Below are 12,694 nucleotides of genomic sequence, written 5' to 3'. Positions count from 1 at the left end.
GGCTGTTGTATCAGACGGCCAGTTGAGGACTGGTGTTGGATTGAATCCTGCGCTTAATCCGCCAGGTGCTGTACAAAGACAGGGCTGAAAGCAGCACGAAGATCAGGACAATGGGGCGGTCATAGAGGAAGCTCCAGGATCCTTCGTACATCATCAGGGATTTTCTCAGGTTGGTTTCTGCCATGGGCCCGAGAATTACGGCCAGCACAATGGGCGACAGCGGTATTTCAATCTTGGTCAGCAGATAACCCAGTAAACCAAAGGCGAGTGCTACGGCCACATCGAACATGCTGTTGTTCATGGAGTAGGCGCCAACCACGGAGAGCAGGGCGATCATCGGGATGATCAGTGCCTTTGGAATCTCCACGATCCGACAGAAAATTTTAATCCCGGCCAGGCCGACAATCAGCATCAGGATGTTGGCAACCAGCATGGAGCTGAACAGCCCGTAGACAATATCCGGACTGTTCTGAAACAACATGGGACCAGGCGCGATGCCCTGGATGGTTAATGCACCCAGCAGAATAGCTGCGACGGCATCACCGGGTACGCCAAGCGTGAGCAGTGGCACCAGTGCACCGCCGGTGACACCGTTGTTGCCGGACTCGGCAGCCGCGATACCTTCCAGGGCACCTTTACCGAAGTTTTCCGGGTTCTTGCTGCTGCGACGGGCTTCGTTATAGCAGACAAAGGCCGCAATATCGGCACCAGCACCGGGGACTGCCCCGATACAGGTACCCATCAGGCTGCTTTTCAGTGCAGAAGGGAAGAATTTACGAAACTCTGGATAGCTGAACAGCTTATGGCTGAAGGTCAGTGCTTTTTGACTCGCTTCTTTAACGATCTGTTCGGACTGGAGCAGACACTCTGAAATCGCGAAGAGACCAATCAGCACCGGAATAATCGACAGGCCATTGTAGAGTTCCATGATGCCGAAGGTGTAACGTGGTGTACTGGTGATAGGGTCCAGACCAATACAGGCGATAGCCAGACCGATAAAGCCACTGATCAGACCTTTGACCAGGCTTTTCGATGAGATGCTGCCGATAATGGTCAGCCCGAACACCGCCAGCATAAAGTATTCCGGGGCACTGAATTTCAGGGCAAATCCCGCCAGCATCGGGGAAAGCGTGATCAGCATGATGGTACTGATCAAGCCTCCCATAAATGAACAGACGACAGAGATACTCAATGCTTTGGCGGCATGGCCCTGTTGCACCAGTTGATGCCCATCAAGAGCAGTCGCAGCAGATGCCGGTGTGCCCGGTGTCCGCAGCAGGATTGCCGGAATGGAACCGCCATAAATTGCTCCGACATAGACGCCGATCAATATGGCCAGTGAGGCATTGGGGCCCATGCCGAAGGTGAAGGGCAGCATGATGGCAACGCCCATGGTGGCCGTCAGCCCCGGGAGTGAGCCGATAATGATGCCGCCCGTGACACCTGCCAGCAACAGCAGGAAAATACCCGGCTGTAACGTGCTCTGTAATCCCTGAAGTAAAAGTTCAAACATAAATCACGTCCCTATTGAAACAGCAGGCCTGATGGCAGAAATACGAGAAAGATGTCAGCAAACACAACATTCAGACCATAGGAAAATATCGGAGCAGCCAGATACCAGAGCCAGTTTCTGATCCCTAACATAAAGAGAATGAGGGCAAAGCAGAGGATGGTGGCTGCCAGATAGCCAATCAGGTACATGGCAACGGCGTATCCGGCCAGAATGGAGAACATCCATACGGGGCGCCATGGAAATGATTTCCTGGCTTTCCGACTGAACAGTTTGTTCTGCTTCAGATCAAATACGACCTGAGTCGTAATTAACACAATCAGTGCGGCAGAAATAAGAGATGGGTAAAAGCCAGGACCCAGTGTATGGTTGCCAATGGTGGGTATCGGAAATGTCGTTGCCAGGTAAAAGAAAGACAGTGCAAAAATAAAAAGAAAAGAGTACAGCACAATGGTCAGCTGTGGACCTTTGAACTTTTCCATAACAGGTTCATCTTAAACAAATAAAGGGGGGAGGGAACTACCTGTTTAAATCGCTGGAAATAATTCATTTATATGGCCAGCTATGTGATTCAAACAGGCATTCAGTGTTTACATTTTTTCAATGATGGTGTTCAGGGATTGAGTATCTTCAGCAATAAACTGAGTGAATGACTCGGAAGATTTATCTTCAATAAAGAAGTTCCCTTTTTCCATAAAGCTGACAAAGCCTTCTTCTTTTACCGCTTTGGCAAAAGCGTCTTCCAGTTTGTCAACAATGGCGTCTGGTGTTCTGGAAGGAACGGCAATACCGCGCCAGGTTCCGGAAACCACATCGTAATCCAGTTCTTTCATGGTGGGGACGTCAGGCATGGACGACAGACGATTCTCTGCCAGCACTGCTAGTGGCTTCAGCTGGCCTGAGTCCAGCTGAGCTTTCACTTCACCCGGTCCGGTAATGGTGAACGCAACGTGGCCACCCATAACAGCAGTAGTGGCTTCGGATGCACCATTAAATGGAATCTGGTTAAAGGTCACATTCTGATTCTGCTCAATGGCCAGAATATAGAAGTTGGGTTTTGCGGTTGAAGCGAATTGAATACGCCCTGGATTCTTTTTGGCCTCGTCAATGATTTCAGCCATGGTCGTGTACTGGCTATCTGCACGGACCGTCACAATGGCAGGGTCAAGGTTGACCAGCCTGACCATTTTGAAGTCTTCGCTGTCAGCCTGCATTAATCCCATTTTTGGCAAGGAGGCCAGCTCTCTGGTGACCATGGTAATGGTGTAGCCATCGGGTCTGGAATTAGCCCCAGCGGTCATGCCAACGCCGCCAGCACCACCGGTTCTGTTCATGATGGCAATGGGTTGGCCAAGGTGTGGTTCTGCGTATTTTGCCAGTGCCCTAGCCACCGCATCAGTACCACCACCGGCACCAAAGGGAACAATTAAACGAACGTTTCTGGCTGGATAGTTATCAGCAGACGCAAAAGCAAATGCAGAGCTCAGGCTGAGAAGGGCAATGCCAACAGCCGCTTTAAATTTCATTTTCATGGAGAAAACCCGGTTGTTTACCGGCGTGAGTATATGAAGTGATCTGTTAGGATTTATTGATATGTGTCATCAGTGAGTAGTGGATTTATTAAAAATAAATGGTGTTTTTTTCAAAATAAGAAAGCTTTAATGGTTAAACAATACATTCACTTTCGATTAAGAAAATGATGAAAATAATAGCTGACAAAATTTAAACAGTACTAATTGATGTATGTTTTCAATAAATCATTAGAGATCAAAATATTGATGTGATTATTAGTTAATCAAAAACAGGAGAGCATGATTATTTAAAAGAAAATGGCGGTGATGACCGCCATTTAAAAACATGCTTACCGCATTACAGGCCTAAAACATAACGAGTTCCGTAAGCAACGGCTACCCCCAGGTAATTACCCAGCGCATAACCAATGATGGCAGCTGCAAAACCAGGCAGCAGAATTTCACGATTTTTCAGTGCCCCGGCAATCACCGGGATAAAGGGCACTGACATAATCGCTGCAGAAGAGGTGATCAGGAAGGTGTCTGTATCGATTTTCATCAGCTTGCAGACAATGGCCTGAACAAACAGGGATCCCAGCAGGATAAAACCGATGTAGGCAAACAGATCCAAATTAAGATTGGTTAGAATGCTGGTGTCGGTCATGGTGCCCATAGTGAAACAGAAGACAAGAATCAGATACATACCCAGCTGAAAACTGTTGGCCAGCTTTCGGATATAGGGAATAAAGGAGGCTGCCAGCCCCAGACTGGTGATGGAAATGATGGTGACGACAGACGACATGGACTTGGGAAACAGTGATGACAGGCCCAGCGCCAGTCCAACCACCAGTCCGGAAAACAGCAACGACTGGAGTGTCTGAGGCAGGGTTTTGAGGCTGGCGAGTACTTTATAGCTGTTTGCGCTTTCGTCGGCCATATGAGCAAATTTATCCTGATCCACTGAATCGCTGGCATTGGCGTCCGACTGGAATGGGCGGAGAAACAAGCCAAACAGTGGCTTTGCCAGAGTCATGACAAACATCAGGTATAACGCCGAGAGCAGAATATCGTAGGTGGTCATGGTGATGAAGATGTCCTGATCGGCCTCGATAGCTGTTTTCACTGCCGCGATATTTGGGCCACCGCCGGTATAGGCGCCCACCGACATCCCGGCAATCTGCCAGATATTCTGCAGTTGATCATTAAACAGAACAGCTCCGATGGCACTGATCACCATCACGCTCAACAAGGCGACGACCATACTTTTCATGGTATCACCGGCCATGTTCAGTGAATGTTTCACGTCAATAGAGAACAACAGCAGGGGCAGAGCGAGGGCAATGGAGATTTCGCTCAGGTTCATTTGAATGGCTGACAGCTGTTCCTCACCGAACAGAGCTGGCAGGTCGAAACCTGCACTCAGGGCGATGCCCAGACCAAACGACAACACCACAACACCGATTTTATCCAGCAGCCTGAGGTTCTGGCACAGGATAATCAGTACGGCGGGCACTAGCAGATAAGCCAGGGCAGTAAATAACATGGACACAATAAACTCCTTATCCTTCAGCGGCTGATGCTGACAGATCCTTTGAAAACGGGGGTGTGGTTTTGGCTAACGGTGAGCCGGGTTCGGGGTATTGAAATACCGGCCAGTAGGTTTCTATATTTCCGTTATTCATCAACGCAATATTCCCAAACTGCAGAAAGACAGCTTCGCTCTGGCTAGGCCGGAAAAACATAAAGTCATCCCTTTGAATAGGGTGGTCTTTGTCGATTTCGTACAGCTCCTGGTTGCTGGAGTGGCCAAGTAATCCCGAACGTTTGCTGCCAGTGGGGTAGCAGGGGGAAGCAAGCCAGTTACCCCCGTAGATAAATGCCGCCCGTTGCGGAGAAAGGCCGACCATTCTCAATAGCGCTGAGATAGCTGATGCCATGGGAAGATTTGGCTTCTGGACATCTTTTATGATCGGGGTAGCAATAAAAGCAGCAGGGGAGTGATGGTCCAGAGTGAAAACGTCAAAATCGGTAGGCTTCACCAGGGCGGAAGCGGTGGCAATTTCATTGATCAGGCTGTTGTCCTGGTAAAGGGTATAGGTGGTGCTTCCTCCAGCATTGAGACACAGGCTCGCTAATGCCTGGTCGCCCAATACCTTTCGTACCTGTTCAGTAAATTCCTGATAGCGTGCCATGGCCATTCGAAATGCCTTATCCGGGCCGCCGATCAGGTCGGGAATTTTGGTGATGTGGGCTTCATAGCCCATCAATCCTGACAGGGACAGATGATCACTGTCTCTCAAGATTTTCAGTGCCTGCTGGAATTCGGCAAGGTCAGAAAAACCACCACGGTTGAGACCAATATTGATCTCCAGGTTAATTTGTAGCTGCAGGTTATTGTCTTTTGCAAAGGCATGATACTCCTGCAAACGTGCCAGAGAGTCGACCAGCCACTGGAGCTGGTATTCCGGCAGGAACTCGCCGGGGTATTGCCGGTGCCAGTCATAGAAGTACCTGACGGCACTGACCGGCATGGGTTTGCCCAGTAAAACATCCGATTCTGGAATGTGTTCTACCAGGTGAATCAGGAAAGGAATGTGGAAACTCATCAAACGCCGGGTTCCCGTGCGCTCCATGATATAGCGCAACAGCGGGATAGACGGCAGTGACTTGGCAACAATCCGGTACTCGAAGCCCCGGTTGATGACCTCCCTTAGCTGGTCAATGTTGTGATCAAGCCGTTGTTTATCGATCACCAGTACAGGGCTGCAGAGGCCAGCCTTTTTCAGGCTCAGGCCCATGTCCTCATAGTAGCGATCATTTGTGTCGTTATGATTCATGGCCAGTATTGATGTTTCTTATTCTTATAGTTGACGTACTGGTTCCAGGGAACTCTGGTATGTCGCAGAAATGTAGAGGTGCTTTTCACCACAAAGACACCGAGGCACAAAGAAAGCACAATTCGGTTAACTGAGCCTGGCTAAGTTATACCTCAGAACACTTTGTGGCCTTGTGACCTTTGTGGTTCCTTCTTTATAAAGCTATTTACGACAACCTCAATTTTCCATGAAGGCTGGTTACGAAGACCCTCTCTATTGCTATCAGGTAAACAGTTGCTTCAAATAGGGGTTCAGGAATTTACCCTGAGGATCCAGTTGCTGCCTGACCTGATTGAACTCTTTCCATTTTGGATAGAGCCTGGAGAAATCCTGGGCAGTCAGCTTGTTGAGTTTACCCCAGTGAGGGCGGCCATGGTATTTACGCAGGATAGGCTCGATGGCCTTGAAAAAGTCCTGGTAATCCTCTTCGAAGAAACGGTGTATGGCAATGGAGCAGGTTTCCCGCTGGTAGAACGGACTTAACCAGATGTCATCACCTTTCACATAACGGAATTCAATGGGGAAAAAGACCTCAGGAAAGTTCTCTTCCAGGACTTCACGAATTTCCTTCAGCGCTTTCAGACCATTTTCTCTGGGCAGGTGATACTCCATCTCATTAAAACGGACATTTCGATCGTTGGCGTAATTCTTCCAGGAGCTTTCAATGACGATCTCGTCGTCTATGGTTTTCATATAGGTGCTTAAGATCACCTCACGCAGGGCAGGGGACCAGCTCAGCATATCCCTGGCCAGCTTCAGGTCGTTGGCGCCATCATTGGTATCCAGTCGTTCAGTGCTGCCTAATGGCTCATTGGTAATGTTGTGAACATCTGTCCAGCCCATCCCGGTAAAGGGGATGTAGTAGAACTCGAAATTACGGTTGTTGTCCGCCATGTCTTCCGCGACTTCGAGAATTTCATCAAATTCACGCCAGACTGTTTCCCGCTTTAATCGGTAAGGTGCTGAGTTCTGCATGGTGACCTTGGTGATAATACCCAGTGACCCCAGTGAGACCTTGGCAGCCTGGAATAGCTCTGCATTTTCCTGTTCGCTGCATTGCAATACCTCGCCATTGGCGGTGACCAGTTCCAGGGCCTCTACCATGGTGGGGATACAGCCGATACCGGCTCCTGTGCCATGGGTTGCGGTGGCCAGACAGCCAGCCAGTGACTGCTGGTCAATGTCTGGCATGATGGTCAGGGCCTGACCCAGTTCTTCCAGTGGTTGCCCAATATCACCCAGACGGGTTCCACCCTGAATAGTGGCCTGCAATTTATCCGGATTATGATCGACGATGCCAGACATACGGCTGAGAGACACCAGAGTGTCATCAGTAGGAACCAGGGCACTGAATGAATGCCCGGAACCGACTGGACGAATAACACCCTTTGAGGATGTGATGATTTCCTGCAGCTCCGCAACGCTGCTTGGGGCTTTTCTGAATTCAGGAAAGCACTGCTGTGATCCAGACCAGTTGCGCCAGGGAATGCGGCGTTTTTCTGCAGCGAAGCTGATGGAGGGTGAAATAGCCTGGGCTGCCGCAACAGCAACTAATGACGTCAAAAAATGTCGGCGACTTAACATAACGATATCCTGGTGTTCGCTTCTTATTATTCTGCTGGGGCAGCCATGAAGGTGATCAGGGCTTCAAACTGTTCGGGGTCGCAGTCCATGCACATACCGAAAGGAGGCATGCCACCAAAGCCGTTGATCACATTGTCCAGAAGCTCATCCATGCCTTTGTCCATCCGACTGTCCCAGCTGTAGCTATCGCCAGTCAGTGGGGCACCGGTATTGGCAATGGTGTGGCAGGCCTTGCAACTGCGGTTGTAGATGGCGGAGAGATGAGCATCTTCTGGCTGCAACTGACTTGCCAGTGCCGGGTCGAATGGCTCATTTGATGACAGGATTTGCGATGAGTCACAAGCTGTGAGCAGGAAAGAAAATAATACGGTACCTGTCAGGTATTTTGCGGTTTTCAGGAACTTCATAAAGCGGTTCTCTTATTGTTTTGACTTTTACTCTGGAGTCGAACCTTGTCTAGTTGTTGTAATTTGTACCATGGTACAGTTTTGGTGTAAAAAGAAAACTGCGTTGAAAAGATAAAATGCCAGGGATTTGCCAGGTTTAGCTGCCTGGCATCAAGAGTTGCTATGATGCAGGGCTGTTACTCTGGTCTGCAACCATATTCATTAATTTGCGCAGTACCTCTTTTTTCTGCAGCCTTTTCTCTCCTTGAAGGTCTGGGGATTCGCTAAAAAATTGAAGTTGCGATGTAATGATACTGGAAGAGTCGGATAGCTTTGCAGACTTATCGGAGCTAGCAGGGCTTGAGGGAGGTAAATTGTTTTCAGGTGTAGCTTGTTTGAGAATGCCTGAAAAAACAGTAGTTTGACATAATGAAACCGGGCTCTCCTGTATAGGAGTATTGTTTAGCAGAATGTCCGGTGCTGTTGGTTCTTTCTGCATTTTAGTGACTTTGCGACGTATGCCAAAGCAGCAACAGGCAAAAGGTGGGCTACTTTGAGCAGTTTCATGTCGGCTTACGTCAGTTGATTCAGTATTTACTCTGGATGGATTAACTACAGCTGCTTCCATAAGTAATACTCACATGACCTAACTATTACTAGAAACGAATCTGCGTGTGCTTCAGGTTGGACGCAGTTTAGACAATCTATTCGGCTTTAGGTTTCACTGAATAGAATTTGTTTAAGTGCCTGGAACTGGAAAAAGATAAGGAGTAGCAGTAATAAAAACTACTGCTACTCCTATAGCCAATAAAGAGTACTAATCAGGATATAGCTTGTTTTACCAAATCAAACTCTTTTGTGATTTCTTCATCGGGTGCTTTTGTCATAAGGCTGGTGACCACAATCGCTACAGACGCAAACAGAATGCCGGGTACAATCTCATAGAGATCAAAGATGCCACCACTCAGCTGCTTCCAGACGACAACCGTAACGCCACCAACAACAATGCCAGCCAAAGCGCCAAAGCGGTTCATCCGCTTCCAGAACATACTGATTAACAGCGCAGGGCCAAATGCAGCGCCAAAACCAGCCCAGGCATAAGAGACCAGCCCCAGGACTGAACTGTCGGGATCAAAGGCCAGGTAAAGCGCAACCAGCGCAATCACGATGACAGCAAAACGCCCTACAAGCATGACCTGCTCTGAGGTCGCATCTTTTTTCAGAATATCTTTATAGAAATCCTCAGCCAGTGCAGAGGATGACACCAGCAACTGAGAGTCGGCGGTGCTCATGATAGCAGCCAGGATGGCGGCCAGCAGAATGCCGGCAATCACTGGATGGAAGATGGCATTCACCAGAACCATAAAGATTGTCTCACCATCGGCAAGTGCAGAGCCCTGATCGTTCATGTAGACCAGACCTGCCAGACCGACGAGGATGGCACCTGCCATGGATAAACCACTCCAGGTGACCGCTATGCGTCGGGCCGTGGGAACATCTCTCTGGGAACGAATGCCAGCAAAACGAGCGAGAATATGCGGCTGGCCAAAATAACCGAAACCCCAGGCAACCAGTGACAGGATGGCAATCCACGTCAATGCTTCACCATCGGCGCTAGTCCAGGGATTAAGCAGGTGTGCATTATGGTTTTCCAGCAACGTGATTAATGACTGCTCTGAAGAGCCAGACTGCAGGGCAATAATGGGGACAATTAACAATGCAGCCGCCATCAATAACCCCTGGATAAGGTCAGTCCAGGAAACCGCGAGAAATCCGCCAAACAGGGTATAGGAGATGATGCAGAGCGTGCCGACAATCACGGCAATGCTGTAATCAATACCAAAGACGGTTTCAAACAATTTACCGCCGGCAACCAGTCCGGAACTGGTGTAAAACAGGAAGAATAGCAGAATGAAAAAGGCTGAAACCACCTGCAGCATTTTTGAGTGGTCTCTGAAACGGTTGGTAAAAAACTCCGGCAGAGTTACCGAGTTTCCAGCAGTTTCACTGTATACCCGCAGTCGTTTGGCCATTAACAGCCAGTTCAGCCAGGTACCCAATAACAAGCCACCGGCCAGCCAGAATGCTTCAAACCCGGCGGCAAAGGCATAACCGGGCAGGCCTAGCAGGAGCCAGCCGCTCATGTCTGATGCTCCGGCACTGAGTGCCGCAGGCCATGGTCCCAGTGTTCGTCCCCCGAGAAAATAATCTTCAGAATTGCTGGTACGCTTCCAAGCCTGGTACCCGATAAATAGCATCAGGGCCAGATAAATAAGAAAGGTAGCTAGAATAGCACTACTGCTCTCATTCATAAGTGATCCTTTTTTATAGTTTTTAGTTTTTGTTGTTATGCCAGAGATGTTTCTGATGTATGAAAAACGAGCGACATTTCAGATTGATATCTGGCATCGAAGCTAAGGTGAAACAGGGTAGCACTTTGTATTTATGTTGTCGTGTTACTTGCTGAAGCTATCGCCTGCTGTGACTTACTTTTCCTGTATCTATTCTTTAGTCAGAATGTCATCAGATGTGTAAAATGCCTATTTCTGACTTCAATTATTTATTTGCCTCAAATTTTTATAAGTTAAGGATGAGTTTATGAAGCCAAATAATAAGACTACTCAAAAAATACTGGCGATTTCTGCATTTATGGTTCTGGCTGGATGTACCTCTGTAAAGGTGCAGCCGGTAAGCTCTTCAGAAAATATTGATACTATTTGTATAGAAAATAATCCAAAAGTGGTTCGAGAAGATTTTCTGCCAGCGGTACGAAGTGAAATTCAGAAGTATGGTATTAATACTGTTTTGTATGATAGTGCGACAATGCCTGCGTCCTGTAATTATCGTATGACCTACACCGCCCTGCAAAGCTGGGATTTTAAGCCCTTCCTTTCACACGCTGAGCTGCATCTGTATAAGGGGTATGCAAAGATCGGGGAGGGTATCTTCCATCTAAAAGGTAAGGGTGGGTTGGATTTGAGTAAATTCGACAGCACTCAGGACAAAATGGCTCCCGTCATACAGCAGATGTTTGGCTCTCTCGGTAAATAAAAGTGCTTGAGGTGTTCACATGCACGGATCGTGAGCACCCACTGGTTATTTCCTGCTTCTTTTTCCTGCGTAATTTGAATAATATGCACGCCCCTGCTTAGTGATGGAGTGTATGGGAATTGACTCGTGTAGTAGTGACTGGGATGTCCGCGCTGACTCCGATAGGTAATGATTGGCCACAAGCCCATGACAGCCTCAACAGAGGTGACAGTGGCGTTGTTTTAATGGATGAGTGGCGCAGTATTGATGGGCTGGGATGCTTTCTGGCCGCGCCTGTGAAAACAGACTCTCTGAGTCGACTGCCACGGAAAGTGCTCAGAACCATGAGTCGAGTTTCCTGTATTGCTGCAGAGACTGCACAAAAGGCCATTGAGGAGAGTAGGCTGGCACTTTCCGGGGTGGATATGGAAAATGTAGGCATTGCTTATGGTTCTTCTTTTGGATCAGCAGAACAGCTCCCCGCTTTTGCAAGAGTTGCTTCTGAGAATAAGGTCAGAGGTATTTCCCCCACCGCTTATGTGCAGTTGATGAGCCACACTGCATCCATTAATTTGAGTTTACTTCTGGGCATAAAAGGGCGGTTATATCCGACGAGTTCTGCCTGTGCTTCTGGCGGGCAGGCTATCGGTTACGCCTATGAAGCGATTTGTCAGGGGGTTCACCCCGTCATGATTGCAGGCAGTGCAGAGGAGCTGTCGCCGATGCAGGTGGCTGTCTTTGATTCGTTTTATGCTGCCTGTCGTTCAACCGAATCACCTGCCCAGGCAGCGAAACCTTTTGCCCATGACCGAAATGGCCTGGTGGTTGGAGAAGGGGGCGCTACCTTCGTGCTGGAAGAGCTCTCGTATGCGCAGCAAAGAGGAGCACCGATTCTGGCAGAAGTAGTGGGCTTTGCGACCAACCTTGATGGCAGTCATGTGACCCGACAGGACGTGACCATGATGAAAAGAGTGATGGAGCGAGCTCTTGATTCAGCGGGTATTAAGCCCTGGCAGGTGGGCTATATCAATGCTCACGCGGCAGGTACCCAGAGTGATGGGGTTGAAGCTGAAGCAATCAGGCAGGTATTCGGTGATCATGTACCAGTATCCAGCAGTAAAGGTCATATCGGTCATGCGCTCGGGGGGTGTGGCTCTCTTGAAGCCTGGTTATCCATCAATATGATGAACCAGGAATGGTTCGCACCCACATTAAACCTGAATCATGTTGCTGAAGATTGTAGTGGGCTGGCTCATATTGAGCCGAAGGGACTGTATAAATCCTGTGACTATATTATGTCGAATAATTATGCCTTTGGCGGAGTGAATGTCTCGTTAATTTTCAAACGCTGGTATGAGGGAGAGTCCTGAACTTCGTGAATTCGTGAAAGAGCATTGTTCATTCCCCCGTAAGATTGAGTATTTATCATTATCTGAACACTTCTTCCTGTCACTGTTCACCCGTCTTCCATCGATGATGGCTGGTAAGTAAGTCGAACTTCCGGTGTGACCGAATTATTGTGAGTAAATGTTTTAAGTATCGGGCATATAAGCAGAATTTTACGTATTTTTTGAAAAGATAATGCTTAGTGACAGGCATTTAATGCTTGGTTAGAATGGCGTACGTACTTGCACTGTCGTTTTGTTTGTGTTTGGTGTTTTGCTTTGTAAACGCGATGTGCGACTTTGTAAGAAGCTATCTCAAATTACTAGCATGATGGTAAGTCCAACTTAAATCTTCAAAATCACACAACTATACGCTTTCCGTTTTTTTAATCTTCGGAAATAAGGTTCTCAA

Annotated in this window: 11 protein-coding genes; 2 read left to right on the top strand and 9 right to left on the bottom strand. The window is 48.3% G+C overall.

The annotated features are described in order from the left end of the window. Window positions 1–10: 10 nt before the first annotated feature. The 9 genes from AK963_RS08795 to putP all read right to left on the bottom strand — a co-directional run bounded on the left by AK963_RS08795 (window position 11) and on the right by putP (window position 10,179). Window positions 11–1,513 carry a tripartite tricarboxylate transporter permease gene (locus AK963_RS08795; RefSeq protein ID WP_066015092.1) on the bottom strand — a complete coding sequence of 501 codons (1,503 nt, stop codon included), beginning with the start codon at window positions 1,511–1,513 and terminating at the stop codon, window positions 11–13. 11 nt (window positions 1,514–1,524) lie between these two features. Beyond that, window positions 1,525–1,992 (bottom strand): tripartite tricarboxylate transporter TctB family protein, encoded by a 468-nt coding sequence (locus AK963_RS08790; protein ID WP_066015091.1) that lies wholly within the window; start codon window positions 1,990–1,992, stop codon window positions 1,525–1,527. A 108-nt stretch (window positions 1,993–2,100) separates the two neighbouring features. Beyond that, entirely contained in the window at window positions 2,101–3,042 is a 942-nt protein-coding gene (locus AK963_RS08785; RefSeq protein ID WP_066015090.1) for a tripartite tricarboxylate transporter substrate binding protein, read from the bottom strand. A 337-nt stretch (window positions 3,043–3,379) separates the two neighbouring features. Further along, window positions 3,380–4,564, bottom strand: coding sequence for a DUF819 family protein (locus AK963_RS08780; protein ID WP_066015089.1), 1,185 nt, complete (start codon window positions 4,562–4,564; stop codon window positions 3,380–3,382). A gap of 16 nt (window positions 4,565–4,580) precedes the next feature. Beyond that, window positions 4,581–5,858, bottom strand: a complete 1,278-nt coding sequence (locus tag AK963_RS08775) for an alanine racemase (protein WP_066015088.1) — start codon at window positions 5,856–5,858, stop codon at window positions 4,581–4,583. Between the two features lie 261 nt (window positions 5,859–6,119). After that, window positions 6,120–7,481: a D-arabinono-1,4-lactone oxidase gene (locus tag AK963_RS08770; protein ID WP_066015087.1), complete on the bottom strand. Its 1,362-nt coding sequence runs from the start codon at window positions 7,479–7,481 to the stop codon at window positions 6,120–6,122. 26 nt (window positions 7,482–7,507) lie between these two features. Beyond that, window positions 7,508–7,888 carry a c-type cytochrome gene (locus AK963_RS08765; protein WP_066015086.1) on the bottom strand — a complete coding sequence of 127 codons (381 nt, stop codon included), beginning with the start codon at window positions 7,886–7,888 and terminating at the stop codon, window positions 7,508–7,510. 160 nt (window positions 7,889–8,048) lie between these two features. Next, window positions 8,049–8,495: a hypothetical protein gene (locus tag AK963_RS08760; RefSeq protein WP_066015085.1), complete on the bottom strand. Its 447-nt coding sequence runs from the start codon at window positions 8,493–8,495 to the stop codon at window positions 8,049–8,051. 193 nt (window positions 8,496–8,688) lie between these two features. Then, on the bottom strand, window positions 8,689–10,179 hold the full coding sequence (putP, locus tag AK963_RS08755; RefSeq protein ID WP_066015084.1) for a sodium/proline symporter PutP: 1,491 nt from the start codon (window positions 10,177–10,179) through the stop codon (window positions 8,689–8,691). Between the two features lie 286 nt (window positions 10,180–10,465). Between putP and AK963_RS08750 the strand changes: the two genes are divergently transcribed. After that, entirely contained in the window at window positions 10,466–10,918 is a 453-nt protein-coding gene (locus tag AK963_RS08750) for an Sbal_3080 family lipoprotein (RefSeq protein ID WP_066015083.1), read from the top strand. A gap of 119 nt (window positions 10,919–11,037) precedes the next feature. Next, on the top strand, window positions 11,038–12,267 hold the full coding sequence (locus AK963_RS08745) for a beta-ketoacyl-ACP synthase (protein ID WP_066015082.1): 1,230 nt from the start codon (window positions 11,038–11,040) through the stop codon (window positions 12,265–12,267). Window positions 12,268–12,694: the final 427 nt, after the last annotated feature.

Source organism: Endozoicomonas atrinae (genome assembly GCF_001647025.1).
Lineage (GTDB): Bacteria > Pseudomonadota > Gammaproteobacteria > Pseudomonadales > Endozoicomonadaceae > Endozoicomonas > Endozoicomonas atrinae.
This window is presented reverse-complemented; position numbering and strand designations above follow the sequence as displayed.